The organism is Anoxybacillus amylolyticus, assembly GCF_001634285.1.
In the GTDB taxonomy this organism is placed as follows: domain Bacteria; phylum Bacillota; class Bacilli; order Bacillales; family Anoxybacillaceae; genus Anoxybacteroides; species Anoxybacteroides amylolyticum.
On sequence record NZ_CP015438.1, the window covers coordinates 2,339,074 to 2,365,234 of the forward strand.

Below are 26,161 nucleotides of genomic sequence, written 5' to 3' on the forward strand. Positions count from 1 at the left end.
GAGCTATCGTTGGCTATACAGTTTCGTCTGCAATCCTCGTTCGGTCAGCCAGTGGTGCGTTTCTCCGAAAATAACGAGCGGCACGCGTTGTAAGTCGTTCACTGTTTTTGCGCCAAGGGCGGTCATCATTCGCGTGAAATCAGCATGCCATGCCGTAATTTCGTCGATAAGCGCATCGATGCCTTGTTCAACAAGCGTTTTTAAAAACGGGCGGGCAACCCCCACCGCAACCGCACCAAGCGCCAACGCTTTCACTGCATCCACTGACGTGCGAATCCCTCCACTCGCAAGCACAGACGCCGTCGGTACAGTTTGTGTGACTTCAACAATTGACGCAGCAGTGGAAATCCCCCATTCATTAAAATACATCAGTCGGTCGTTGCGCCGTTCATTTTCCACACGGGCAAAATTCGTTCCGCCAAAACCGCCGACATCAATATATTGGACACCAATATCAGCAAGCTTTCGCGCCGTTTCTTTACTTATGCCAAAGCCGACTTCTTTCACAATGACCGGCACGCCAACGTCGCGTACGATTCGCTCCATACGCTGTAAAGCGCCGGTAAAATCACGATCGCCCTCGGGCATGACTAATTCTTGCACAACGTTTAAATGAATTTGCAACGCGTTCGCTTCGATCATTTCCACCGCTCGTTTCGCTTGATCGACCGTCGCTTCACTGCCGATATTTCCAAAAATAATCCCGTTTTCGTTTACACGGCGAACAATAGTAAATGTTTGGCGCTCGCTTTCTTCTTTTAAGGCAGCCATTTGCGAGCCGACCGCCATCGCAAGCCCGCACGTTTTCGCTACTTCCGCAAGCTGTTCGTTAATTGTCATCGTTTCCTGTCCGCCGCCGCCTGTCATCGCATTGATAAAAAGAGGCGAACTTAATGAAAGTTCGCCAACTGTCGTGTGCAATTGAACATCATTGATTCCGATGTTAGGCAAGCTTTGGTGCACAAATGCGATGTCATCAAGCCCATTTGCCCTCTCTTGTTCCACAGAAAGCGCATGCTCAATATGCTCAAGTTTTCGTCTAGCTCTATTCACTATCCATCACCGTTATTTTAACTTCTTCAACTGCTCCCCAATCACTTCACCGAGCTGAAAGCCGGTCGATTCGGTTGGTTTTGTATATTGGCTATAATCTTCTTGCACTGGCTCTTCGATGAGTTCGCGCATGCTTAATGAAATGCGGCGGTCTTTTTCGTTCACATCTAGCACTTTCGCTTTTACTTCGTCCCCTTCTTTTAACACTTCGTGTGGCGTGCCGATATGTTTATTCGAAATTTGTGACACGTGCACAAGCCCCTCGACGCCAGGGAAAATTTCGACGAACGCCCCAAACGGCGCCAACCGCTTCACTTTTCCAGTCACCACATCCCCAGGGGCTAGTTTTTCGGAAACTCCTTCCCAAGGACCTGGCAACGCTTCTTTTATCGACAGCGAAATGCGGCCGCTCGCTTCATTCACCGACAGCACTTTCACCTTGACGGCATCGCCTTCTTTCACCACTTCCGCCGGATGTGCGACGCGCGTATGGGCGAGCTGCGAAATATGTACAAGCCCATCAAAGCCACCAATATCGACAAATACGCCAAAATCCGTAATGCGACGCACCGTTCCTTCGACCACTTGCCCTTCTTGAATCGCTTGGAATGCTTGTTTCCGTTTTTCTTCTTGTTCTTGTTCTACCACCGCACGATGCGATAAAATGACACGGTTTTTCTCGCGGTCAAGCTCTACGACTTTTACTTTTAACGTGCGCCCTTTATAATCCGAAAAGTCTTCCACGAAATGCGTTTCAACAAACGAAGCTGGAATAAAGCCGCGCACTCCTACATCGGCAACAAGCCCACCTTTAACGATGTCTTTCACAACAACATCAAACGCTTCGCCGCTAGCAAATTTTTTCTCTAACGCTTCCCATGCATTGTCAGCGTCTACGGCTTTTTTCGATAAAATAAGTAATCCTTCTTCTTCTGTTTCTCCTTCTTCCACTTTTTTTACTTTCGCTACAATCTCATCCCCGACGGAAACGGCGTCGCTCGTCTTTTCAATATGAAGGCTAGATAGCTCGCTAATCGGGATAATCCCTGCTTGCTTGCTTCCTTCAATGTCGACAAGCACCTGCTTTTCTTCGACTTTTGCCACTTTGCCGCGGACGAGATCACCTACCTTATATACGTTTACTTCTACATTCATGTCCTCTACCATTGAAAACCCTCCTTCGTCAACTACCCACAAACTGAAAAGCACGACCATCCGGAAAAACATATTTTTTCCTTCTGTCCTACTTTTCTATTTATTATACCATATTTTTTCAAAAAGCATGTATCATAATGCTTATTGATATTCGTCCAAAAGGGTTTGAATATGGCGCATAATATATTCCGTCGCTTCTTCCGGCGATGCTTTTCGCTCGCGAAGGGCACCCATATCAATCGGTTTTCCGTAGACGACTTTTAATTTTCTCAGTGGGCGGTACGGGCCAATAATGGCGCACGGAACAACCGCTGCGTCTGTCTTTAGTGCAAAAAAGCCGACGCCCGCTAAGCCTTTTTGCAATTTCCCGTCTTTGCTGCGAGTCCCTTCTGGGAAAATGCCTAATACATGCCCTTCTTTTAATACGTCAAGCCCTGTTCTCAACGCTTGCCGGTCGCTCATTCCCCTCTTTACTGGAAACGCATGCAATGGAGGCAAGAGCGTTTTTAAGATTGGCACGCGAAACAATTCTTCTTTTGCCATAAAATGAATCGGTCGTGGCGCCGTAATGCCGACAACGGGAGGGTCGAGGTTGCTAATATGATTGGCGCAAAGCAACACACCGCCTTCGTCCGGAAAATGCTCCGTGCCGATGACTTCGATGCGGTAAAGCGGTTTTAAAACGCCCGAAACAACCCCTTTCGCAAACGCATAAAAATCCATTGTTATCCAATCCTTTCGTTGACGATTTTCATAATCTCACAGACGACATCGTCGATCGTTAAGGAAGTGGTGTCAATTTCTACAGCGTCTTCTGCTTTTGTTAGCGGTGCGACTTGTCGTTCAGAGTCGATTTGATCGCGGCGAGCGATTTCTTCTTTTAACGTTTCGAAATCAGACGCAAACCCGCGCGCGATATTTTCCGCATGCCGGCGCCGCGCCCGCTCTTCAACCGATGCTTTTAAAAAGATTTTTACTTCCGCATGGGGAAGGACGTGCGTTCCGATATCGCGCCCATCCATCACTACGCCTCCGTTTGCTCCTAGCGCTTGTTGGCGCGCAACCATCTCTTCACGCACGAGCGGATGTTTCGCTACAAACGACACGTGATTCGTCACTGCTTCCCCCCGGATGACGTTCGTGACGTCTTCTCCATTGACAAAGACTAGTTGCCCTTTTTCTGACGGCTTTAATTCAATATATGTATCGCGCAATAGCTTAAGTAGCGCTTGTTCGTCGTGGACGTCAATTCCGTTTTGTAACGCGAGATACGTCAGGGCTCGGTACATCGCGCCTGTATCGATATAAAGATAAGAAAGTTTCTCTGCCAATTTTTTGGCGACCGTGCTTTTTCCTGCTGCTGCCGGTCCGTCAATGGCAATCGAAATTCGTTTCATAGTTCCTCCTTATTGCTTGTCAGTTTACAAAGAAAAAAGCAGGAAACTTCCTGCGCTTTCATTTTATCATATTCATGGTAGCTGGTCGACGGTTGTTTCGACCGTTTTCGTTTTTTCTTCTGTTGTTACCCCTTCGTATTCGTACACTTTTGCGACATATGGCGCAAGCGGGGTATACAAAAGCACCCATTGGGCAAGCAGTAAACAAAGCCATTGAACGATGACGATTTTGAGTAAAATTCGCTCGATTCGCTTCATTTGAAAACCGCCTTTTCGTTTTTACATGTAGCGTTCCCCTTTTGGCGTTCGTTTATTCACGAATCCCCTCTTCTTTTTTCCGCAGTTCGAGCTGCCGTTCAAAACTGTAGCGAATAAGTAGTACCCGCTCTTTTGGCTCCATCGTCAAAAATTGCAGCGACGCTTTATACACATAGCTTCCTTCGACTTGAAAGACGCGGATAATTTTAGACGGTACTTTTATATAGTGGTAGTCGCCTGATTTCATATGCAACACAATCCATGCTTCGACGACCGTTCCTGAAAGAAGAGTGGTCGCCCTCTCCGGCAATACAATCGCCGCCCCCCCTGCACTAATGTCTGTCGTAATCGTCGCAAACGGCAAAAATTCACTGTTTAGCGGATGAATTGCGATATCGACCGCTGCTTCGACACGAACGTATTGCCGCCGTTGAATGCGCACAAGCTTTTCCTCACCAGGGTAAGAAAGGACAATCATCGGAATAGGTTCCCGCACTTTTCCCGTCACTTCTGTATCAAACAAATAAAGGCTTTCATCTTTTCCGACAAAACTTGCTTTAAATTGCATGCCATTCATCAAATAGACCGTTTTTCCTGTTTTTTTGTTCACCGGATAATCGATATGGATGCGGTCAGCAAAAATTTCCGTCACTTTGCTTCGATATTCGTGTACTTCTTTTTCATTTCGAGATTCTAAAATAATCGTATCCCCTATTTTTAGCATCGTTTCTCCCTCGCGTGTATATCTCTTCTTTTATTTAACAAAAAAGAAAAGCTTTTGACAAGCTTTTCCTCATTCATAGTTTCGTTCGACGCTTTGCATTTTATCAACTTTTTCTTCTAGACCTGTTTGCGCATTAATAAAAATTTGGTACGTATCATCGCCTAGCGTCCCTAAAAACTCATAACAAAGCACTTCTTGATTGAGATCGTTCGTAATGACCGCTTGCCGTTCTTCCATCACGCGGACGTTCGAATTTAATTTTTTCCGCGCCTCTGTAAGTGAAATCGTTGGCTTTGGAAGGGTTGGAAGCGGTGGGGAAGCTAAATAGTCGCGAGCGGAAAAGCCGACAATCGTTCCATCATCCAACGCGACTTTCATCTTAATTGCCTCTGGATAAATGCGCACCCCTTGTTCATTTGCTACAAATGTCAACACTGCTACATTATCATATTGTGCACTGTCATAAAGCTCAAAGTTGGTGAAGCGGTGTTTCTTTAGAAATTGCTGCCCTTTGACGCTTGCGTCATATAAGCTAAGTGCTTGTTTTTTCACCGGGCGGTTGTCCATCACCCAAATCGGATAGCCACCTTTTTCGGTAATGTCCATATACGTTTCTGTATTTGTTTTCGGGTCAAACACCGTTACGCTATAAAAACGTTCGTCCGCGCCTTTGCCGCTTCGGACGATTTTTATTGTTTCCGTTCCTTTTAGTCCTAAAAACGACTTTGCAATTTGTTTTGCTTCGTTTTCGGAAATTTGCTTTCCTTTCGCGCGAATAAATCCTTTTTCTCGGTTTGTCATCGTCGTAAAGGTCGGCGCGAAATTCGTTCCTTCGGAAAACGATTGAACATCGTTTTCGACCGCTTTAAATCCGTCGATAATGGTATTGTCGCTCGGACGATTGTTCGTCGCTAATGCCAACTCGACATCCATCCAACGCAAATGGTTTTTTAGTACTAAATGTTGAACGTTGCGTAGCTCATTTTGAATATCCGTCGCTTTTTGATAGAGCGCCTGCAGCGTTTTATATTCTTCTTTTGTCAGCGGTTCTTTGTCTAAATCGCGGACAGCCGTACGATAGCTGAACGCTCCGATTTGTGCTAAAAATTGTTGTGTTTTATTAAATGGCAATAACGACAACGGCAGCTGCCCGACGTCGGAATGCGCTTCGGCGGCAATCCGCCATACTTCTGCAAGCGTGGGCGATAAAGACGTTCTTGAGTTCATCGCCAGCGTTGAGCCGATTTCGTCATGCAACATATCAATTTTATACGTTAAATCATGGAATGCGCGTTGATAGTTGTTTTCAGCATGCACTAAAATTGCGTTCTTTTCTTGGTGTTCGCGATAGCCCCAATACGCCGTGCTGACGACACCGAGCGATAAAAATGCGATAAGCAACACCCGTATCATATCGTTCACCTGCCTTTTTATTTGCAAAAAATATGTTTGCCAATTTGTTTAATTTGCGGTCGGCTCCAAATCCAGCCATTGGTCGCTGTTTCTGGATTGAAATAATAGATAGCACCGCCCGAAGGATCCCAGCCATTGAGTGCATCAAGCACCGCTTTTTTCGCTGTTTCATTCGGCGTTAGCCAAATTTGCCCGTCAGAAACAGCAGTAAACGCCCCCGGCTGAAAAATGATGCCAGCAATGCTTTTTGGAAATGACGGATGTTCTAAACGATTTAAAATAACAGCCGCTACAGCTACTTGCCCGATATACGGCTCGCCGCGGGCTTCACCGTATACGGCGTTTGCGAGTAAGCGAATGTCATTTTGCGAAAAGCCTTTCGGAACGTTTGTTGCCGTCGTTTGCACCGTCGTTTTTTCAGCCGTCGCATTATTGTCCCCTTGTTTCACCTGCTCGCTTAATGGTTTTCCACCATAATGGGTAAACGAAGTGCCCTTTCTAATTTGCTCTTTTACGAATGATTCGTAATATTTAGAAACTTTCACCAGCTTTGCTTTTGTCCCCTCACCAGCTAACCCATCCACAGGGAGGCCGAATTTGTATTGAAAGTTACGAAGTGCCCAATATGTACCCCAGCCGAAAACGCCGTCAATTTTGCCGTTGTAAAACCCGATGTATTGCAGTCTTGCTTGCAGCTCAAGCACATCATCGCCGACTGCTCCACGCTGAATGACTTGATTCGAAAACGCGTGCGCCTCTCCAGCACAGATGATGAAAAACATGAGCAGAAACGAAATAATTCGTCCGCGCATCAATCTTCCTCCTTCCATCGTATCATTTGTATTTTTCGCCTAAATAACCGTTTTATGCATCCGAAAAATGAAAGGAGGAGCTAGCGAGGATGTAAGAAAAGCCGCAAAGCGCCCGCCTATCAGCCAAGAGCGCACAAGCCCCGCCAAGGAGGGCTCGAACCAAGCATGGCTTGGTTCTGCGTGGGCAACCTCCGTGAAGCCAATCCATGTGTCGCCTCCGAAAGAAAGGGCGAAGCGCATCACACGAATGGCGCTTGGAGCTATATACATGCAACTGGGGAGCTTCACTTATTTTTTCAACTGTCGGAGGCAAGCCAAAGGCTTGCCTTCGTCACGCGTTCGCGTGACAGAGAACCGAACAACGAGCCGCCTCCGAGACAAATTCATTTGTCTGGGAGCGGTGTTTGTTCGGTCGCCCCACAGTCGAAAAATGTTAACACTTCAATGTGCATTTATATAGACAGCTCGCCCAATCGCAAAATTTTATTCTTTCTTATCTTACAAAAAAACCGATGCACGTCTTTCATAATACAAGACGTACATCGGTTTCAATAACGTTAGTAACCGTTTACGACACTAACTTTATACCACTAATAATGATAATGGCAGCGATGACTGTGCGAAGTGGTTTAGTCGGCACTTTAGCCGACAAAGTGCTCCCAATAAGCACACCAGGGATCGATCCGACTAAAAGATTCCCGACTAACAAGTAGTTCACACTCCCCGCATTCGCGTGAAGCAATCCCGCTACAGATACTAATAAAAACGCATGAGCAATATCGGTTCCGACTAATTCAGAAGCGGTTAAGCGATAAAGATACAACATCGCAAGGGCAAATAACGAACCAGAACCAATCGAAGTCAATCCAACAATGAAGCCAAAAATAGCGCCAATTGCAATCGTTAATCCTCGTTTTTCTTCGAGCGTTTTTAATTGCCAGCGGTTTGGCCGCAGCTTCTGATCAAAAAACGTACGAACTAAAATAGCTATCGAAACTAAAATGAGTACATACCCAAGTGCATGTTTAATAATCTGTTCTTGGTTATGAAATTGTGTTTCAAAAACATGCAACATGCCAATTGCAGCAACAGCACTTGGAATGCTTCCGAACGCAAGATATTTCACTAGTTGAAAATTAATGGTTTTTTGCCTCCAATGTTGAATGACTCCGAATAATTTCGTGACGGAATTATAGACAAGGTCGGTTCCAACTGCAATTGACGGCTGCACGCCGATCATAACAAGAATAGGGGTTAAAAGCGCTGCCCCTCCTACACCGGTTAACCCGACTAAAAACCCTACAAATAATCCCATTATTGCCACACCAATACTCATTGTTTCTCTCCTCCTTTAATACCCAACTAAATATATATGAATTATAGTATTTGTCTTTCTGGTTGTAAACAATTTTTTCTAAATTTTTTCACTTTTACAGCAATAAAAAAACCAAGCTTTACGCTTGGCTTTTTATGGAACGAACAGCGGCGTGCACGCCGATTCCTTTCGCTTGTTTCACTTTTCGTAACGCCATCCACCAGAGCATGAGCATAAACGGCACCATATAATACGCCCATTTTTCTTGGGTGAGCAAAATAACATCGTACGTGCCATGCAAAACGACCGGCAATAAAAAAGATAATGTCAAATAAAACCGTTTTCGCCCTTGGAATTTCGCCTTCCCGATGTAAAAGCCCATCATCACGGCAAAAAGGGCATGGCTTGACACCGGCAAAAGCGCGCGTGTCATCGCCACCTCCACGCCATTTGCCAATAAATAAAGAATATTTTCTAACGTCGCAAACCCGAGCGATACGCTCGCACTATAGACAATTCCATCATACGGCTCATCAAACTCCGGATGGTCAAAAATAAAAAAGTACACAACAAACCATTTCACAAATTCCTCTAACAATCCGGAAGAAACAAACGCTTGCGCCCAAGGAGACACAACGACCCGTTCCAGCTGTAACACATGCTGGATAAACATAATCGGAAACACAAGCAGCGCGCCAAACATAAACACGCGCAACACGAGCGACAACGGCTCGGCTTCGTATTCATCTTTTAAATAAAAATAGCTAAGCAGCGCCACCCCTGGGGCAATGCCAGCAGCAATCATCGCAAACATATAAATCCCCGTTTCCGTTTATTTACTTTATCATACCATATGGATACGTTCGTTGAGAACGGTCTTTTTCTGATCAGGGGATTTGCAAACAACCGTTAGTGCCTAGCATTTTCCCTTTTGACGATGCACGCGGCAATTTGTTCGCCGTGGAAGCGGCCGTTTTCAATAAAAATTTCGTTGGCATTATTGCCAGCAGCAATGACCCCTGCAATGAAAATGCCAGGGACGTTCGTTTCCATCGTTTCTGGATGATAAAGCGGACGACCCGTTTCTTCATCGATGCCGACACCGATGCGCTTTAAAAACTCATGGTCAGGATGATAGCCTGTCATCGCAAACACAAAATCGTTCTTTATCGTTTTTACTTCGTCTCCGACTCGATAAATGACCGCATCTTCTGTAATTTCTTGCACGTAGGCGTTAAATTCCATTTGAATGACCCCTTGTCGAACGAGCGCATCAAACTCTGGCAAAATCCACGGTTTAATGCTTGGCGAGTACGCGCTTCCGCGATACAAAACAGTCACGCGCGCACCTGCTTTTACTAGCTCAAGCGCAGCGTCCACGCTTGAATTTTTCCCGCCGATCACGACACAGTCTGTATGGTAATACGGATGCCCTTCCTTAAAATAATGCGTCACTTTCGGCAAGTCTTCCCCTGGGACGTTCATATAATTTGGATGATCGTAATAGCCAGTCGCAATAATGACGTATTTTGCCCGATACGCTCCTTTTGTCGTTTGCACAAAAAACGTGCCGTCTGATTGTTTTGTCACTTGCTCTACTTTTTCAAACGTTTGGACGCGAACTTGTTTTCTTGTCACTACTTCACGATAATAGACGAGCGCTTCGTTCCGCTTCGGCTTGCGACGCTCCGAAATAAACGGCACCCCGCCGATTTCTAGCCGGTCGCTCGTACTAAAAAATGTTTGGTGCGTCGGATAGCGGTAAAGCGAATGAACAATATTTCCCTTTTCTATCACAAGCGGTTGATAACCGACATCTTGCAACGAAATCGCCGCCGCAAGCCCGCACGGTCCTCCGCCAACAATGATTATTTGTTCTTCTTTCAAGGTGATTCCCCCTCACAACAAAAATCCCCTACCTTACAATGATAGGGGATTTTTTCGTCAGTTGCAATTAAATCCAACCGCGGAAACGGCACGCTTCCGCCATTTTGCGGACGCCAACCATATATGCCGCTAAGCGCATATCAACGCGGCGAGTTTGCGCTGTTTCATATACGTTATTGAACGCTTTGACCATCACTTTTTCTAACTTTTCTTCGACTTCTTCTTCCGTCCAGTAGTAGCCTTGGTTGTTTTGCACCCACTCGAAATACGACACCGTTACACCGCCAGCGCTAGCTAATACGTCTGGAACGATTAAAATGCCGCGCTGCGTTAAAATTTCCGTCGCTCCCAACGTCGTCGGACCGTTCGCTGCTTCGACAACGATTTTCGCCTTAATGTTATGGGCGTTTTCTTCGGTAATTTGGTTTTCAATCGCTGCCGGAACTAAAATATCGCACTCCAGTTCGAGCAATTCTTTGTTCGTAATTGTATTTTTAAACAGCTTCGTGACCGTTCCGAAGCTATCGCGACGATCTAGCAAATAATCGATGTCGAGGCCGTTTGGATCGTATAGTGCTCCGTATGCATCGGAAATACCGATGACTTTCGCACCGGCATCGTGCATAAATTTCGCTAAATAGCTGCCGGCGTTGCCAAACCCTTGCACGACGACGCGCGCGCCTTCCAATTCAATGCCTCGTTTTTTCGCTGCTTCGCGAATACAAATTGTTACCCCTTTAGCTGTTGCCGTTTCACGACCGTGTGAGCCACCCAACACAAGCGGTTTTCCAGTAATAAAACCAGGTGAGTTAAACTCGTCGATGCGGCTATACTCATCCATCATCCACGCCATAATTTGCGAGTTCGTGAACACATCCGGCGCCGGAATGTCTTTTGTCGGACCGACGATTTGGCTAATTGCCCGAACATAGCCGCGGCTTAAGCGCTCTAGTTCACGGAACGACATGTTGCGCGGGTCGCACACGATGCCGCCTTTCCCCCCGCCGTATGGCAAATCGACGATGCCACATTTTAAACTCATCCAAATCGAGAGCGCTTTCACTTCGCGTTCTGTCACGTTTGGATGGAAACGAATGCCCCCTTTTGTTGGTCCAACCGCATCGTTATGTTGGGCACGGTAGCCGGTAAAAATTTTGACAGTCCCGTCATCCATGCGCACAGGAATTTTCACTGTCAGCATGCGAATCGGTTCTTTTAATAGCTCGTATACCTCTGCCGGATACCCGAGCTTTTCCAACGCTCTATGTATGACAATTTGCGTTGCCTTTAAAACATCGTGCTTGTCTTCGTGCATTTCCTCGCTGGTATGCTTGTCGGCTACCATACGTAAACCTCCCATACAAATCACTTTATAGGATATTGTCCACCTTTCATGTCATAGTATACACCTTCCGTTTCGTTATGCAAAGTAAAAAAATCATTTTTTTTCGCCATTTTTTTGTATTTGTAACCGTTTACATCGTTTTCGCAGCAACGAATGTATCATTTTTCCTTTTCTTATACATACATGAATAATGTTTTGTAAAAAAACAAAAAAGCAGATCCCTTCCGAAAGGAATCTGCCGAAAAAATTAGCGGGTAGGGAAATAGCGAACAAGTTGCTCCACCGCGCGATCGTTCATTAATTTTTTTCCATATTCCGCCACACGATGAATCGTGATCGTCGCAGAACTTCCGAATTCTGCCAAAATGGCGATAAAATCATCGGTCGCAATCGGCGGCTCTTCCGATACGTACAAATAAAAGCGACCGTTGTACGAATATAGCGTGCCGTCTGCGCAGCCGATTGTATACAGACGATGAGCTAACTGAATGACATCTTCAAACGTTTGGAATTCATAAAATATATCTTCACTTTCATCAAGCGTCACTTGCATTTCGATATAATCATCAGCGAACTCTTCGTCAACGTCAAAATGCTGGTCTTCGCTCGTTACGATCACAACCATTCCCTGTGCCGGTAAAGAGTACACTTCCACCGCTATTGAACCGTTCACTTCAAAGCCGAGTTCTTCGCTTGCTTCCTCAATCATGTCGCGAAATAATTGTTGCACTTTAAATGTATCTTTCCATAAATCGTCCTTTGTTAAACCGCGATCCATTAAATCGTCAAATGTGAGGAAAATTTTAATTTTGTTGTGGGTTAAGCGCTCTAAACGCATCAACACCCCTCCTTACCTACACAGCCATCTTCTTATGTTCATTGTATGAAAAAAACGGTAAATGGTTCTATTGTTATTATTGAGTTTACATCGTTTTTAGCCATTTAGACAAGCATAATATGCTTACAGATGCAGTTTTTTCTCCCATTCCGCTTTCGTCTTTCCGATGTAGCATGAATGATGCTCCATTCCTTTTCCAGTGACGCCAATTGTACAAGCAATATGCGGTTTCATCGCGGCAAGCCACCCCGCATCGTCGGTTTGATGACACGAAAATAAAAAAAACGCTGGCTTTACCTGTTCGACCGCCGCGAGAACATCTGTTATCGACACGTCGCCGTTCATATAAACAACGTGAATACCGCGAATGGAAAGATACGTGGAAACAAAAAGAAGCGGCAACGAATCCTCTTTGGGAGCAATCGCTAACGCCGTTTGCTTAGACTGGCTCGAAAACGTAAGAAGCATCATCCGTAATTTAGACGCTAAAAGCGTATAGGCGAACTGGCGATGGGCGCTCGTTAATACATCGGCGCGTGAAAGCGCCTCGTAAAGCGCTGGAAATTGTTCTCCAACGACTTTTTCAACGCTATAGACACTCATCCATTCATCCCACAGTTGCTTTAGTTTTCTTTCATCAAACGAAGCAGCCGCCTGCACGCACGAACTAAACGCATCGTCCGTTTCTTCTTTTGTTTCCAATAGCGCAATTGCTTGGCGAACGGTGAGCCCTTCTTTCGTTTTCGCCACGATTTTTCGCAACATTTCCACTTGTTCATCTGTATAGAGCCGATGCCCCGATTCGCTTCGCTGGGGAGCGATCATTTGGTAGCGGCGCTCCCACATTCTTAGCGTCCCCGCCGGAATCCCAACCATCGCTTCTACTGCTTTAATGTTATACTTCCCTGTCATCGCCCTTCCCCCGTCGAATCGTCACGATATTTACTTCGGCAGGAACGCCAAAACGAAATGGCACGTTCGTCGTTCCATAGCCGTTGCTGACAAATAACGTCGTACCGTTCCCCTCTTTAACGCCGCCTTTTTCATATAGCCCGAAGCGCCCGAGGCGAATTTGTCCGCCGTGCGTATGGCCGCTTAAGACGAGCGAAATGCCGTGTTGTGGCTGGATGATACGAACGATGTCTGGATTGTGGCAAACGACGATGCGAAACGCGGATTGGTCCACTTCCGCTATCGCCAAATCTAGATGAGCACGTCTCTTGCTTATATCATCAATTCCGATCAATGCTACTTTTTCACCTAGTTCAGATTCAAACATCGCGGCACTATTTGCCAATACGTGCACCCCTTCTTGCCATAAGAGCGCATCGAGTTCACGATAGTCGGCTTCATAATCGTTATTTCCCCACACGAAATAAACAGGACCGATTTGCTTTAACCGACGAATGTTTTCTTTGACGCGATGGAACGGAACCCCCTTTTCCATTAAATCGCCACCAATGACGACGAAATCGACGTTTCCTTTGACACGTGCAAGAAGTTTTTCCGAAACAACCCGCCGATGAATGTCGGAAATAAAAAAGATGGTCAACGCCCGAACGCTTTCCGGAAAAGTTGGAAACGACAATTCTACGGAAACGACGCGGTTTCGGTGCGCCTCCCACCACATATAGCTAAATAAGCAGCCGATTGCAAGTAAACTCCACATAAAGCCTCCTACCACCATTTGTTATACCGGCGGCCGTCCGCCAAATCTATGGATATCATACCATAAGTAACAGAAAAAAAGAAAAACAATAGCGTCAAACGCGCATTTAGCTGAAAAAGCCAATAAAAACTTGGTAAAAGCAAAACGCTCATCCCCCACTCCCGCCACCGCACGGACTGACGCACGAAAAGACAAAGCGTTTCTTCAAAAAACGTACGGATGACCGCTGCATTAGCTACAAACCCGAGAAAGAAACAAACCATCGCTAAAAACGAACGAAGTGGATGGAACGTAAAATCGGTAATAAAATTCGCCCATACAAACGGTGTAATGACCGGTGCCCATGAAATCATTAAATAGCCGCAAATATTTCCAACAAGTAATAACAGTAGCTGGCGACGCATCGAATCCCCCCTTCCTTTACATGTATTCATGAAAAAAGAAAGGCATGAATCAAAAAATGAGTCATAAACATAAACTGAAGTTTTCTTGCAAAGGAGGGGGATCATGTTTACGACGCGCAAACAATATGAGCCGTACGTCAGCCCGTTTGACCCGTGTGTGCCGATTCGTGTCAAAACGTACGTCACGCCGCCAAATCTTTACATCCCTTTTCAGCCAACGAACTTACCGCAATTTCCGATTCACGAAGCATTAAGAAAAGGAACGCTTTGGAAAGTGTTTTACGACCCGTATTATAGCCCATACGAAGCGAAAAAAGGTGATGGCGCATGAAGCAAATGCCAAAAGAGTACTATGAACTGCTCGAACAGCTACAAATGGTCGATTTTGCCCTCGTCGATTTAACGCTTTATCTTGATACGCATCCGAACGACTATCAAGCGATTCAACAATTTAACCAGCTGGCGCAGCAGCGGAAACAGCTAAAAAAACAATACGAAACGACATACGGTCCTCTCCAGCAATATGGAAACAGCTATTCCAACTACCCTTGGAATTGGGACGATACGCCGTGGCCATGGCAAGTATAAAAACGGGGAGGAAAAACGATGTGGATTTATGAAAAAAAATTGCAGTATCCCGTGCGCGTCAGCACATGCAACCCGAAGCTGGCGAAATATTTAATCGAGCAATACGGAGGTGCCGATGGGGAATTGGCAGCCGCACTCCGCTATTTAAACCAGCGGTATACGATTCCGGATAAGGTAGTCGGTCTATTGACGGACATCGGCACCGAAGAGTTCGCCCATTTGGAAATGATTGCGACGATGGTATATAAGCTGACGAAAGATGCGACGCCCGATCAGCTAAAAGAAGCGGGATTAGACGCCCATTATGTCAACCATGACAACGCGCTCTTTTACCATAATGCCGGCGGCGTTCCGTTTACCGCTACTTATATTCAAGCAAAAGGCGACCCAATTGCTGATTTATATGAAGATATCGCCGCCGAAGAGAAAGCGCGCGCAACGTACCAATGGATTATTAATATGAGCGATGACCCTGACTTAAATGACGGGCTGCGTTTTTTGCGCGAGCGGGAAATTATCCATGCGCAGCGGTTTCGCGAAGCAGTAGAGCTACTAAAAGAGGAGCGTGATCGCAAAAAAGTGTTTTAGCGGTGAAAATAGCTGAATGACGTCGTACATTCAGCTATTTTCATAAAATAAATTAATGTCGTACTTCGTTTTGATAATCGTAAACCATTCATGCCGCTTCTTCCATTCGTTTTCTGTTCGCCATAAATCAGCGCTTTTTTGAATAATTTCACAGCGAAGGGCATGAAACTCTTCTTCTGCCTTGTCACATTTTTTTTGGTATACTCCCATAACGAAAATTGCTGTTCCAAGCAAAAATAATAAAAACAAATGATTCGCTTCGCCAAAAAATGCGACGATTTTTGAACTAGGGGTACGAGGAGAAAGGAAAATTCCCCAAACCACATACACCAAAAACGCCACACTTCCTACGATTGTAGCCACTTGCAACAGCTTCACTTTCGCTTTCCATTGCTCCAATTTTTCTTTTTTCTCAATGACACCAAGCAGCATTTGCTTTGTCACTTCATCTGTTATCTCAGAAAGCCAATCGTTCACGGCGATCGTACTCCTTTAACCGTCTTTAGTTCTACAATATGTACAAGCGCCGGTCGTTAGAACTCGTTATTTGGTCAATTCCACCACTGGAATTTGCAATACTTGTCCTTTATAGAGTTGCGCACTTTGTAAGTGATTCCAATGTTTAATAATATCCATTCCATCTTTCGTTCCATAATAGTGCATCGCAATGCTAAAGAGCGTTTCGTTTGCTTGGACGACGTGGGTGATCACTTGCTTGTCGCTTGTCGCCTTTTCCGAAGATCCCGTCGGTTTGTTCTCCTTTGTTTCCGGTACGGAAGAAACCGGCGGTTCTTCTTTTGTCCGTGCTTTTTCTTCTATCGCAATCGGCTCATAGCTTTCGCTTTTCTTTATTGGTGCAATCGTTCGTTTATCGCCCATATAGTAAATGGCAAAAATAACGAACGGCAATAAAATAAAAAAGAGCAATAATAATCGAACGAGCGGATACTTTATTTTCCATTTCGTCTTTTTTTCTTTTGATTTATGCACTTCGCTGCGCGGCGGAAGCGATAACACATCCGGCTCTTTTTTTTCTTCCATTTGCTTGCGCAGCTGCTCGGCTTGGTCATGCATGTTGTTCACCTCAATTCCCTGATGCGTTTCGCAAATAGTCAAGGCGAATGTGGACGGCTAGGACAAAATCGATCAAAAAATGGGCGACGATCGTTACCCAAAGGCTTCCCGTCACATCGTATAAATACCCAAGGAAAAAACTGATGAGCACTACCATCAGAAATAAAAACCATTTCGTTAAATAGCGAACGTGCAAAAGCGCGAAAAAAAGGCTCGTCAGAAAAAGCCCGAAATAAGTTTGCAGCACGCCACGAAATAGCCATTCTTCGCTAAAAGCAATGAAGCTACATAGCCAAATAAGCTGTGGAAACGAGCGCGTTTGAAACATTTTTTCGTTAATGCCGCCATCGTCATACCAATCTTCCGGCAAATAGCGCATCATGACAAAATCAAGCACTAAGACGATAAGCGCGCCTCCACCTCCGTACAAAACGACTTCTTGCACATCAAAGTGCCACATTTGGCGAACGGTCGGCCAATCAAAAAGAAATACGGCAATGAAGATAGAGGTGACTAGAAGCAATAACTGCGTCATATACAAATGAAGTAATATTTCGCGTTCACTCATCGATTGGATTGTTTCTCTTTGGTTCATGTATATTCCTCATTCCAGAATATTCGTTTTAGTTCTTCTTTCCAGCCGCGAAACATTCGTATTGACTCATCTTGTTGCTTAAGCTGGTAGCTGTCTAGCGAAAATGCGCAGCGGTCGCAACAGTTTATTGGCTTCTTTTCTAATCGCTGTTGAAAATATGCGACAATTTGTTCCCTCCGGCAATGCGGGCGAAACAAAAACGAACGCATTTGTGTAAGCTTGCTTCGCTTCCAATGCTTTCTCGCTTCGATTGCCGCTTGAATATTGGCGATGATTTCTTCGACTGTCTGTGCCTTCGTTTGTTCTTTTTCTATCATATAGTGCAAGAGACGCCATTGTACGTCATTTATTTCGACCATCGAACGCACATCGTTTCTGTATGCTATAAACAAGCGAACTTGTTCTTCGGTAGGCAATTCTGCTTCTATAAGTGATTGTACCATGTCTTCATCGCCGTGCGTATATAGTAAAATGGCGAGGCTATTTTTCCCATCGCGGCCAGCACGTCCGATTTCTTGCACGTACGCCTCAAGTTGGCTAGGCAAATGAAAGTGAACAACGTACCGAACGTTTTCTTTATTGACGCCCATGCCAAACGCGTTCGTACAGCAAACGATCTGCAACTGATCGCATAAAAACTGATGTTGTACGAGCAGGCGCTGTTCTGAATCCATTCCACCGTGATAATACGCGACCCCTTCAATCCCTTCTGCCGCTAACTTCTGCGCTAGCACTTCTGCCCATTGCCTGCTTGATACGTAAATCATGCCCGGTCCTTGAAGCGTTTTCGCATAATGCAAGACGCGCGCTACTTTTTCCTCGACGGAATCAACACATTCTACTTGAATGGCAATATTCGGTCGGTCAACGGAATAAAGATGCTGGCGAACGTTTGTTAATTGTAGTGTTTCGATAATGTCGCTTCTCACCTCTTGCGTTGCCGTCGCCGTCAGCGCTAGACACGGGGGATCCCCTAACTCGCGGCGAATCGCCCCTAATTTAAGAAAGTCGGGTCGGAAATCATGCCCCCATTGCGAAATACAATGCGCTTCATCGACAACAAATAGGGAAATCGCCACGTTTCTTAACGCCTTTTGCCAAAGTGGAGATTGCAAAATTTCTGGAGATGCGTAAATAAAGCGAAAGTGATGTAAATTCATAAGTGCCCGTTTTTTCTGTTCGTCCGGCAAAAAACTGTTTAAAGCGATCACCCGCTTTTCCCCGCGCATTTTTAGCTGCTGCACTTGGTCTTCCATTAAAGAAACGAGAGGAGACACAATTAAAACACTCCCTGGCAACATATAGCCTGGCAGCTGGTAACAAACCGACTTCCCTCCGCCTGTCGGAAGCATTGCTAATACGTCGTTTTTCGCGAGGACGTCTTCGATAATTTCTTTTTGTCCTAAGCGAAACGTACGGTAGCCGAACGTTTCATATAACCGTTGTTCAAGATACACTATTCTCCCCTACCTTTGCCAATACGAGGCGAATTTCAAAATAGCTAATTTCTTCCCCAACCGCATCGCGAAGTTTTTTTAGCTGTCTCGTCTTTAGCCGTGTTGCTGCTTCGATAATTTTTCGCCTCGTTTCTTCCGCTACAAACGGCGTAATCGGAAAATCGCGAACGTTTGCGGCAATTTCAACCACATGATCTTCAATCGTATTCGGTTTTAAGTTACGAATGCGGGCAATTTCTCCAATCGTTTTTCCTTTTATTAGCCATTCGTACGTTTTTTGCGCAGATAGTGTTAACGAAACTGGCTTCACTAAATCTTTTATAACATCATGCAATATCGGAAATTGTTTAGGCTCACGTTCTGCTCGTTTCATCATATAGTGTAGTAAGTGCTGAAACGTAAGCTGGACGTAGAGTGGGTCTTTTTGCAAAAATGCAGCGATTTGTTCGTTCGTCCAACCAATGCGCTCAAAGCTTGTCAGCCTTAATGTGAAGATCGTCGCTTCCTCTTCTGACAGCGAAGAACAAATGGTGTGAAGCTCTTGGTGAAGCGCTTGTGCCAATGCGTGTGGGTTTTTTGCCATTAAATACGTTTTCACCCACGCAAACGTCGCTTCGTGCCGGTGAATCGGAATAAATTTACGGCGATGCACAAGGTTGGAGAGCGTCTGCACCGTCAGCGACAGCCGATACCAAAACAATCGATCGACCGTATCGTATAAAAGCCCGTTTAAATGGGTAAAAAAGGTAACGGACAACAACCATTCATGAAGCGCTTCTTTCCCTGCCTCCGTTAACACGTACGAACGTTCATCGACAGAAACGATCCATTGCTTTCGTAAAAGCTGCATAGCAGCTTGCTCTATCTCTACAAGCGAAAGTGTTTTGTATATTCCAAAAACGCGCTCAAGCTGAAACCATTTGCTATCTTGCAGCGTTTGCGCGGATTTTTTCCCTGTCAACAAATGATATACGGCAGCAAGCGAACGTTCTCCATTGAAGTGGCGTAAACAATATAAAAGCAAATACGAAATCATCCTTTTCCCCCCATGTCTTTTATTTTAGCAAAAGTTCCCGTACGTTTAAACGGCGCATAAAGCGGGGAAACTATTATCGTGCCGCTATGAAAGCCATTCTCACTGGACTTTTCTATTGAAAAGTTTGTCAAAGCGCTTTATTATAGGAATAGGGAAGGTGTTCTCTGTTACATAACGTGCGGCCAACTGGTCGCAAATTCATTGGGGAGGTTTTTTTCATGCCAAAGTATACAATCGTTGACAAAGAAACCTGTATTGCCTGTGGCGCTTGCGGAGCTGCTGCACCAGACATTTACGACTACGACGATGAAGGCATCGCGTACGTAACGCTTGACGACAACCAAGGAATCGTCGAAATTCCAGATGTTTTAATCGACGACATGATGGACGCATTTGAAGGTTGCCCAACAGACTCCATTAAAGTAGCTGACGAGCCATTCGACGGTGACCCGAATAAGTTTGAATAAGAAAATCCCCCCTCTTGCAACGGCAAGAGGGGTTTTCTATTGCTAGGTTTTGTCAACCTATTTTATAATAGAGAAGTATACATATTAGGTAAGGAGGAAATTAACTGTGGCTTTTGAAAACAAAGTGGTAGAAGCGTTTATTGAAATCCCGACAGGAAGCCAAAACAAATACGAATTTGACAAAGAGCGTGGCATTTTCAAACTCGATCGCGTCTTATTTTCACCGATGTTTTATCCAGCGGAATACGGCTATTTAGAAAACACGCTTGCGCTCGATGGCGACCCGCTTGACATTTTAGTCATTACAACGAACCCTACGTTCCCTGGTTGCGTCATCGATACGCGCGTTATCGGCTATTTGAACATGATCGACAGCGGCGAAGAAGATGCAAAATTAATCGGCGTGCCAGTCGAAGACCCTCGCTTTGACGAAGTGCAAAGCATCGAAGACTTACCGCAACATAAATTAAAAGAGATCGCCCATTTCTTCGAGCGCTATAAAGATTTGCAAGGAAAACGCACGGAAATCGGCACATGGGAAGGTCCGGAAGCAGCCGCAAAACTCATCGACGAGTGCATCGCTCGTTACAACGAAACGAAAAAACAATAACGATCTGCTCCTTAAGTGAATCTCCGTTCGCTTAAGGAGCTTTTTTTGATGAAATTCCGAACGTTCCACATAAAAACGCTTACATTTGTATGACTTCTTCTCATTTCATTGACAGTAATGCATTCCTATGATAAATTATCAGAAATTTAAAATTGTTGCTTCAGAAAGGAGTGCTTTACGTTGTTCCGCATTTTAGTGTCTGATTCGATGAGCGAGGAAGGATTGGCGCCCTTACGAAAATCCGAACAAATTGAAATCGTGCAAAAAAAGGTGACAGAAGTCGAACACCGCCTTCATGAGTTTGATGCGTTGCTTGTTCGCAGCGCGACAAAAGTAACAGAAGAGTTGCTAGAAAAAATGCCGAATTTAAAAATTGTCGGCCGTGCTGGAGTTGGCGTCGATAACATTGACGTCGATGCAGCAACGCGCCATGGGGTTGTTGTCATTAACGCGCCAAACGGCAATACGATTTCGACCGCTGAGCATACGTTTGCGATGATGGCAGCGCTCGTCCGCCGTATTCCCCAAGCGCACATTTCCGTCAAATCAAGGGAATGGAACCGAAACGCCTTCGTCGGCAATGAGCTATATGGCAAACATTTAGGCATTATCGGCTTTGGACGCATCGGTTCAGAGGTGGCAAAACGAGCGCGGGCGTTTGGCATGAAAGTGCACGTGTACGACCCGTTTTTAACGAAAGAACGAGCAGAGAAGCTCGGGGTTACGGTTTGTACACTTGATGAAGTGCTTGCCCTTTCCGATATTATCACGGTACATACACCGCTCACGAAAGAAACGAAAGGGTTGCTTGGCGAAAAAAATCTTGCGAAAACGAAAAAGGGAGTCTATCTATTAAACTGTGCCCGCGGCGGCATTATTGATGAAAAAGCGCTCCTTCAATTTTTAGAAAACGGGCATGTCGCTGGAGCAGCGCTTGACGTGTTCGAAAAAGAACCGCTTGGCGACCATCCGCTCCTTTCGTTTGACAACGTGATTGTAACACCGCACCTTGGAGCATCAACCGTCGAAGCACAGCTGAACGTCGCTGCACAAGTAGCGGAAGAAGTGCTGCAATTTTTAGAAGGAAAACCGGTCACTTCCTCGATTAACTTACCGACGTTATCGAAAGAAGTATACGCGAAAATTCAGTCGTTCTACACTCTTGCGAAAAAAATGGGCATCCTTGCGTCCCAGTTTATGAACATTCCCGTTCAAGAGATTACCGTTACGTATGCAGGAACGGTAGCTGATTTAGAAACGACCTATATTACGCGCAGCTTGCTTGCCGGTTTCTTACAACCGCGCGTCGCTTCGACCGTCAACGAAGTCAACGCAGCAATGATTGCAAAAGAGCGCGGCATTACGTTCGGCGAAAAATTTTCCGACGACACGTACGGCTATGCGAACTGCATTTCGTTAACGGTATATGGCGAAAACAAAGTGTTTACGATGAAAGGAACGCACATTCCAACCTACGGCGACCGTATCGTTCAGTTTGATGGATTTTCCATTGACTTTGCGCCAGAAGGACACCTCTTATATATTCAGCACCATGACAAACCAGGAATGATTGGCAAAGTCGGAAACGTCTTAGGCGCACATGACGTCAACATCGCAACGATGCAAGTTGGCCGCCAAAAAGCTGGCGGAAAAGCGATTATGATGCTTTCATTAGACAAGCCGCTCGATGAAGATATGCTACAAACGTTCATCAACATTGGCGATATTGAAACCGCCAAAAAGTTGGAAGTTTGATTCACGATACTAATAGTTTCATAGAAAAAGGAATGGAGCCTCCATTCCTTTTTTCTGTGAAACTACGCATATTCGTTTATCCTAACGGCACTGCTTTTCGCTCGCCTTTTTGGAACGTCATTAACTCGGTGTAGCCAACTTCTTTCGCTAATAAAATCGCCTTGTCAAAATCAGCGCCGACGTGTTCTGGGACATGGGCGTCGGACGAAAGCACGATCGGAATGTTTTTATCATAGCACATTTGCAATAGCCGCTTGTCTGGATATAGCTCGCCGACTGGCTTGCGTAGCCCTGCGGTGCTAATTTCGACGCACGTTTTCGAATTGGCAAGCGCTGTTGTTGCACGGTCGTATTGTTCGAGCAAAAACTCTTCGTCCTCTGGAACGTAGTTAAAAATTTTCACTAAATCTAAATGGCCGATAATGTCAAACAAATTGGATTCTGCTAACGTCACGACTTGGTCGAAATATTTGCGGTATGTATCATATAAATCCCGCCGCTCCCATTCTTTTCGGTACTCTGCTAAATCAATGCCAAAATCATCGACCCAGTGAATCGAGCCAATGACGTAGTCGAACTCATAGGCGCGAATAAACGCTGCCATTTCTTCATGTTTTCCTGGCGTATAGTCCATTTCGACCGACATTTTCACATCGATTCCCGCCTCCCACGCTTCATGGAATAAGCGGACGTAATCTGCCATGTCATAATATCGGCGCTCTTCGACCCACGGGTTGGACAAAATGTTTTTTGTTTGATAAAAATGGTAGGCATGTTCAGAAATGCCGAAATGTTGAATCCCTTTTCGCGCCGCTTCATCGGTAAACTGCTTTAAATAATCCAGCGTCAACGTCCCTCGTTCTAAATGGTTATGATAGTCTGTCAGCATCTTAAACTCCTCCCGCTATGCTTTTCTTCTCATTATAGCTGCTAATGAACGGAAGGACAATCATTTTCCCGAATTTTCAAACTTAGTTCGTAAGTCCAATCATAAATAACAACCGAATGCACACTACCATTCCAGCCACCGCAAGCAACCGTTTCAACACATCCTCCATTGCCGTCCTCCTCCTTTTGTCATCGTCGCCATATATGTATTATGTAAAAAAAGGAAGGAGTAGAACCGGTTTTATTCGACAGGTGAAATTAATTCGCCAAAATATCGCACTTGTACATTTTCTGTTTTCGCAACCGCAAGCAATAACTTTTTATCAAACTCATCCTCTAGCGGTTTTTCAAGAAAAAGAATATTTATTTTACTCGACGCTGAGTGAAGTAATTCATAAAATTCATTTCGTTCCCCATATTGATCGATAAACACCCCTTTAATTACATGTTCTGTTTTTAACTGTCGGATGAAGACATTTATAATCTCGATTGCTTCTTCTATCTGTTGATTTTCCTTCATTTGATAATAAATCGCGATTGTTGTCAATTGTACCAACCCTTTCCGTTAGGGTTTTCTCAAAACAGGCGATAATATTTTAACACTTTCACAACCACGGAACAATAAAATTTGCTATAATGGAAACAGGACAAATGTTCGCTGGAGGTGTTCCATTTGTTGTACAGGTTTATTGATCTTTTTGCTGGTATCGGAGGCATGCGGCTCGCTTTCGAACCATATGGTATTTGCGTATTTTCATCTGAATGGGATATAAAAGCACAGGAAACGTATATAGCCAATTTTGGCGAAAAACCGTATGGAGATATACGAACCATTGATGCAAAAGATATTCCCGATCATGATATTTTGCTAGCTGGTTTTCCGTGTCAGCCGTTCTCTATCGCAGGGGTGAGCAAAAAAAAATCATTAGGGAGACCGCATGGCTTTCTTGATGAAACACAAGGAACGTTATTTTTCGATATTGCTCGTATTTTAAAGGAAAAGCAACCACAAGCATTTTTGTTGGAAAATGTAAAAAACTTAAAAAGCCATGACAAAGGAAGAACATACCACATGATAAAAAATGTATTAGAGTATGAACTCGGCTATACAGTGTATGACGCGGTATTGAATGCAAAAGGGCTTGTTCCACAAAACCGTGAGCGCATCTACATCGTTGGCTTTAAAAAACCGATCAAGTTTGAATTCCCTAAAATTCCCGAAAAAGGACCGGCACTTCATACCATTCTAGAAGAAAACGTAGATGACAAATATACTTTATCAGACAAATTATGGGAATATCTTCAATCATATAAAGAAAAGCATGCCAAAAAAGGGAACGGGTTTGGATATGGACTGGCTGACCTTAACTCTTATAGCAGAACGTTATCTGCTCGATATTATAAAGACGGTAGCGAGATTTTAATTCCTCAAAAAGGAAAAAATCCTAGAAGATTGACTCCGCGAGAGTGCGCTCGTTTACAAGGATTCCCAGAAACATTCAAGATTGTAGTTAGCAATACCGCCGCATACAAACAATTTGGAAACAGCGTGGCGGTTCCTGTCGTACAACTCATTGCGGAAAAAATGATTCAAGCGATTGAAAAAGACGAAATAATCGAAAACAAGCTGAATGTGAAAGAGGGAAACATGGAATATGCAACAAAATAATGGTGGAAATTTAATGAGCGCTATTGAAGCGGCCAAAACATTTGGTCGCTTTTATTGCAAAGTAATTTCTGCTAATGACGTCGATTTGACAGGGGGTCACCAAGCAGGTATTTACATTGCCAAACAAGCGTGGAACATCTTTTTTGAAAAAAAAGGAAAGAAAGGCGAGAATAAAGATAAATTTATAAAAATCTATATTGACGGTTATATTCCGTTTGACAGCCGCGTCATTTACTATGGTAAGGGAACACGAAATGAATATCGACTTACTCGGTTTTGGAATCAATCACCTTTCCACAAAGAAGAGCAAGTCGGAAATTTAATCATCTTTATTCCGGTTGACCAAGAGAATTTTAAAGTTTGGATTTTAGACACAGAAGAAGAGATTGAACTATTTTTGAATACATTTTCTTTATCCATGATGGAAAACCATGCTGTATACGATGAAGGCAACATAAAGGATATTGACCTGTCTGAAAAAATAGAACAAGAAATTGAAAAAGTTGCTGCTTTATTTCATGATTTTCCTGAAACAGTTCAACTTGCAGAAACAGCAAGAACCGTTCATAAACGCGTATATAAGAAAAAATCATTTTCACCTGATCAGATTCTCTTAGAGTGGGTGAAAACCGAATATAATGTATTTAGAGCAATTGAAAAAAATGTATATAAAGACTATTTAACAATCCCCTTCAACGATTTAGAAACGCTTATTACTGTTGCCAACAGCGTGTTGAATAGAAGAAAAAGCCGTGCCGGAAAATCTTTAGAACATCATGTTGATTTTTTATTAACTTCCTTTAACATTCCATTTAGCCATCCTGGAAAATCAGAAGGAAATAAAAAACCAGATTTTTTATTTCCCTCTAATGAGGCATACGCCAATTTTTCATTTCCTGAAAAAGATTTAATTTTCTTAGGGGTAAAAACGACTTGTAAAGACCGATGGAGGCAAATATTGAACGAAGCAGACAGGATAAAAGAAAAACACTTATTAACGCTTCAACAAGGAATATCACCGAACCAATTAGAAGAAATGGAAACAGAAAAAGTAACTCTCGTCGTTCCCAAACCGTATCATTCATTTTATCCAGCAACGTACCAGCACAAACTATGGACGATTGAAAAATTTATACGTTTCGCTGAAGAAAAATATAAGTGAAA

31 protein-coding genes are annotated in these 26,161 nt (G+C 44.3%); 8 read left to right on the top strand and 23 right to left on the bottom strand.

Going from position 1 to position 26,161, the window contains the following annotated elements:
* Positions 1-3: 3 nt before the first annotated feature.
* From fni to GFC30_RS11950, 16 genes are all read right to left on the bottom strand, one after another.
* The gene (gene fni, locus GFC30_RS11870; protein WP_066325863.1) at positions 4-1,053 is read right to left on the bottom strand and encodes a type 2 isopentenyl-diphosphate Delta-isomerase; all 1,050 of its coding nucleotides are present in this window, start codon (positions 1,051-1,053) and stop codon (positions 4-6) included.
* A gap of 12 nt (positions 1,054-1,065) precedes the next feature.
* Positions 1,066-2,220, bottom strand: coding sequence for a 30S ribosomal protein S1 (gene rpsA, locus GFC30_RS11875; protein WP_066325865.1), 1,155 nt, complete (start codon positions 2,218-2,220; stop codon positions 1,066-1,068).
* Positions 2,221-2,349: 129 nt separating this feature from the next.
* Entirely contained in the window at positions 2,350-2,931 is a 582-nt protein-coding gene (locus GFC30_RS11880; protein WP_066325867.1) for a lysophospholipid acyltransferase family protein, read from the bottom strand.
* Between the two features lie 2 nt (positions 2,932-2,933).
* Positions 2,934-3,605, bottom strand: a complete 672-nt coding sequence (cmk, locus tag GFC30_RS11885; protein WP_066325872.1) for a (d)CMP kinase — start codon at positions 3,603-3,605, stop codon at positions 2,934-2,936.
* A 72-nt stretch (positions 3,606-3,677) separates the two neighbouring features.
* Positions 3,678-3,863: a YpfB family protein gene (locus GFC30_RS11890; RefSeq protein ID WP_066325873.1), complete on the bottom strand. Its 186-nt coding sequence runs from the start codon at positions 3,861-3,863 to the stop codon at positions 3,678-3,680.
* Between the two features lie 52 nt (positions 3,864-3,915).
* Complete coding sequence (locus GFC30_RS11895; RefSeq protein WP_066325874.1) at positions 3,916-4,587, bottom strand: flagellar brake protein; 672 nt, start codon at positions 4,585-4,587, stop codon at positions 3,916-3,918.
* 69 nt (positions 4,588-4,656) lie between these two features.
* Positions 4,657-6,000, bottom strand: coding sequence for a germination protein YpeB (gene ypeB, locus GFC30_RS11900; RefSeq protein ID WP_066325876.1), 1,344 nt, complete (start codon positions 5,998-6,000; stop codon positions 4,657-4,659).
* Between the two features lie 17 nt (positions 6,001-6,017).
* Positions 6,018-6,782, bottom strand: a complete 765-nt coding sequence (sleB, locus tag GFC30_RS11905; protein ID WP_409978520.1) for a spore cortex-lytic enzyme — start codon at positions 6,780-6,782, stop codon at positions 6,018-6,020.
* Positions 6,783-7,380: 598 nt separating this feature from the next.
* On the bottom strand, positions 7,381-8,148 hold the full coding sequence (locus GFC30_RS11915) for a sulfite exporter TauE/SafE family protein (RefSeq protein ID WP_066325882.1): 768 nt from the start codon (positions 8,146-8,148) through the stop codon (positions 7,381-7,383).
* Positions 8,149-8,266: 118 nt separating this feature from the next.
* A complete protein-coding gene (gene prsW, locus GFC30_RS11920; RefSeq protein ID WP_066325883.1) occupies positions 8,267-8,941 on the bottom strand; it encodes a glutamic-type intramembrane protease PrsW in 675 nt (224 codons plus the stop codon).
* A 95-nt stretch (positions 8,942-9,036) separates the two neighbouring features.
* Positions 9,037-10,014 carry a YpdA family putative bacillithiol disulfide reductase gene (locus tag GFC30_RS11925; protein ID WP_066325884.1) on the bottom strand — a complete coding sequence of 326 codons (978 nt, stop codon included), beginning with the start codon at positions 10,012-10,014 and terminating at the stop codon, positions 9,037-9,039.
* A gap of 67 nt (positions 10,015-10,081) precedes the next feature.
* Complete coding sequence (locus tag GFC30_RS11930; RefSeq protein WP_066325885.1) at positions 10,082-11,359, bottom strand: Glu/Leu/Phe/Val family dehydrogenase; 1,278 nt, start codon at positions 11,357-11,359, stop codon at positions 10,082-10,084.
* 247 nt (positions 11,360-11,606) lie between these two features.
* Positions 11,607-12,197, bottom strand: a complete 591-nt coding sequence (locus GFC30_RS11935) for a genetic competence negative regulator (RefSeq protein WP_066325886.1) — start codon at positions 12,195-12,197, stop codon at positions 11,607-11,609.
* Positions 12,198-12,320: 123 nt separating this feature from the next.
* Positions 12,321-13,109, bottom strand: coding sequence for a MerR family transcriptional regulator (locus tag GFC30_RS11940; RefSeq protein ID WP_066325888.1), 789 nt, complete (start codon positions 13,107-13,109; stop codon positions 12,321-12,323).
* On the bottom strand, positions 13,093-13,866 hold the full coding sequence (locus tag GFC30_RS11945) for a metallophosphoesterase (RefSeq protein WP_148660397.1): 774 nt from the start codon (positions 13,864-13,866) through the stop codon (positions 13,093-13,095). Before GFC30_RS11945 ends, GFC30_RS11940 begins: the two co-directional genes overlap by 17 nt.
* 8 nt (positions 13,867-13,874) lie before the next feature.
* Complete coding sequence (locus GFC30_RS11950) at positions 13,875-14,270, bottom strand: hypothetical protein (RefSeq protein ID WP_066325890.1); 396 nt, start codon at positions 14,268-14,270, stop codon at positions 13,875-13,877.
* A gap of 103 nt (positions 14,271-14,373) precedes the next feature.
* Here GFC30_RS11950 and GFC30_RS11955 point away from each other — a divergent pair, with 103 nt between their 5' ends.
* Genes GFC30_RS11955 through GFC30_RS11965 form a run of 3 tightly spaced genes read left to right on the top strand, consistent with a single transcriptional unit; the run spans position 14,374 to position 15,446 of the window.
* Complete coding sequence (locus tag GFC30_RS11955; RefSeq protein ID WP_066325893.1) at positions 14,374-14,601, top strand: spore coat associated protein CotJA; 228 nt, start codon at positions 14,374-14,376, stop codon at positions 14,599-14,601.
* On the top strand, positions 14,598-14,858 hold the full coding sequence (locus GFC30_RS11960; protein WP_066325895.1) for a spore coat protein CotJB: 261 nt from the start codon (positions 14,598-14,600) through the stop codon (positions 14,856-14,858). The genes GFC30_RS11955 and GFC30_RS11960 overlap by 4 nt, the downstream gene beginning before the upstream one ends.
* A gap of 18 nt (positions 14,859-14,876) precedes the next feature.
* Positions 14,877-15,446, top strand: a complete 570-nt coding sequence (locus tag GFC30_RS11965) for a manganese catalase family protein (RefSeq protein ID WP_066325898.1) — start codon at positions 14,877-14,879, stop codon at positions 15,444-15,446.
* A 30-nt stretch (positions 15,447-15,476) separates the two neighbouring features.
* On the opposite strand, the gene GFC30_RS11970 is transcribed toward GFC30_RS11965, so the two are convergent.
* The 5 genes from GFC30_RS11970 to GFC30_RS11990 all read right to left on the bottom strand — a co-directional run bounded on the left by GFC30_RS11970 (position 15,477) and on the right by GFC30_RS11990 (position 19,608).
* Complete coding sequence (locus tag GFC30_RS11970) at positions 15,477-15,923, bottom strand: YpbF family protein (RefSeq protein ID WP_238583507.1); 447 nt, start codon at positions 15,921-15,923, stop codon at positions 15,477-15,479.
* 66 nt (positions 15,924-15,989) lie between these two features.
* Positions 15,990-16,520, bottom strand: coding sequence for a LysM peptidoglycan-binding domain-containing protein (locus GFC30_RS11975; RefSeq protein WP_066325900.1), 531 nt, complete (start codon positions 16,518-16,520; stop codon positions 15,990-15,992).
* 10 nt (positions 16,521-16,530) lie between these two features.
* Positions 16,531-17,115 carry a CPBP family intramembrane glutamic endopeptidase gene (locus tag GFC30_RS11980; protein ID WP_066325902.1) on the bottom strand — a complete coding sequence of 195 codons (585 nt, stop codon included), beginning with the start codon at positions 17,113-17,115 and terminating at the stop codon, positions 16,531-16,533.
* Entirely contained in the window at positions 17,112-18,575 is a 1,464-nt protein-coding gene (locus GFC30_RS11985; RefSeq protein WP_066325903.1) for a RecQ family ATP-dependent DNA helicase, read from the bottom strand. The genes GFC30_RS11980 and GFC30_RS11985 overlap by 4 nt, the downstream gene beginning before the upstream one ends.
* The gene (locus tag GFC30_RS11990) at positions 18,562-19,608 is read right to left on the bottom strand and encodes a YpbB family protein (protein ID WP_066325904.1); all 1,047 of its coding nucleotides are present in this window, start codon (positions 19,606-19,608) and stop codon (positions 18,562-18,564) included. Before GFC30_RS11990 ends, GFC30_RS11985 begins: the two co-directional genes overlap by 14 nt.
* Positions 19,609-19,826: 218 nt before the next feature.
* On the opposite strand from GFC30_RS11990, the gene GFC30_RS11995 reads away from it, so the two are divergent.
* The 3 genes from GFC30_RS11995 to serA all read left to right on the top strand — a co-directional run bounded on the left by GFC30_RS11995 (position 19,827) and on the right by serA (position 22,440).
* On the top strand, positions 19,827-20,075 hold the full coding sequence (locus GFC30_RS11995) for a ferredoxin (RefSeq protein ID WP_066325905.1): 249 nt from the start codon (positions 19,827-19,829) through the stop codon (positions 20,073-20,075).
* 106 nt (positions 20,076-20,181) lie between these two features.
* A complete protein-coding gene (locus tag GFC30_RS12000; protein ID WP_066325906.1) occupies positions 20,182-20,685 on the top strand; it encodes an inorganic diphosphatase in 504 nt (167 codons plus the stop codon).
* Positions 20,686-20,865: 180 nt separating this feature from the next.
* Positions 20,866-22,440, top strand: a complete 1,575-nt coding sequence (gene serA / locus GFC30_RS12005; RefSeq protein ID WP_066325908.1) for a phosphoglycerate dehydrogenase — start codon at positions 20,866-20,868, stop codon at positions 22,438-22,440.
* A gap of 76 nt (positions 22,441-22,516) precedes the next feature.
* Here serA and GFC30_RS12010 read toward each other — a convergent pair whose 3' ends face one another.
* Entirely contained in the window at positions 22,517-23,329 is an 813-nt protein-coding gene (locus tag GFC30_RS12010) for a histidinol-phosphatase (protein WP_066325910.1), read from the bottom strand.
* A 240-nt stretch (positions 23,330-23,569) separates the two neighbouring features.
* Positions 23,570-23,875 carry a hypothetical protein gene (locus GFC30_RS12015; protein ID WP_066325911.1) on the bottom strand — a complete coding sequence of 102 codons (306 nt, stop codon included), beginning with the start codon at positions 23,873-23,875 and terminating at the stop codon, positions 23,570-23,572.
* A 126-nt stretch (positions 23,876-24,001) separates the two neighbouring features.
* On the opposite strand from GFC30_RS12015, the gene dcm reads away from it, so the two are divergent.
* Together dcm and GFC30_RS12025 are read left to right on the top strand one after the other, a co-directional pair.
* Positions 24,002-24,997, top strand: coding sequence for a DNA (cytosine-5-)-methyltransferase (dcm, locus tag GFC30_RS12020; RefSeq protein ID WP_238583508.1), 996 nt, complete (start codon positions 24,002-24,004; stop codon positions 24,995-24,997).
* A complete protein-coding gene (locus tag GFC30_RS12025; protein ID WP_084256337.1) occupies positions 24,984-26,159 on the top strand; it encodes a type II restriction endonuclease in 1,176 nt (391 codons plus the stop codon). Before dcm ends, GFC30_RS12025 begins: the two co-directional genes overlap by 14 nt.
* The last annotated feature ends 2 nt before the right edge of the window (positions 26,160-26,161 follow it).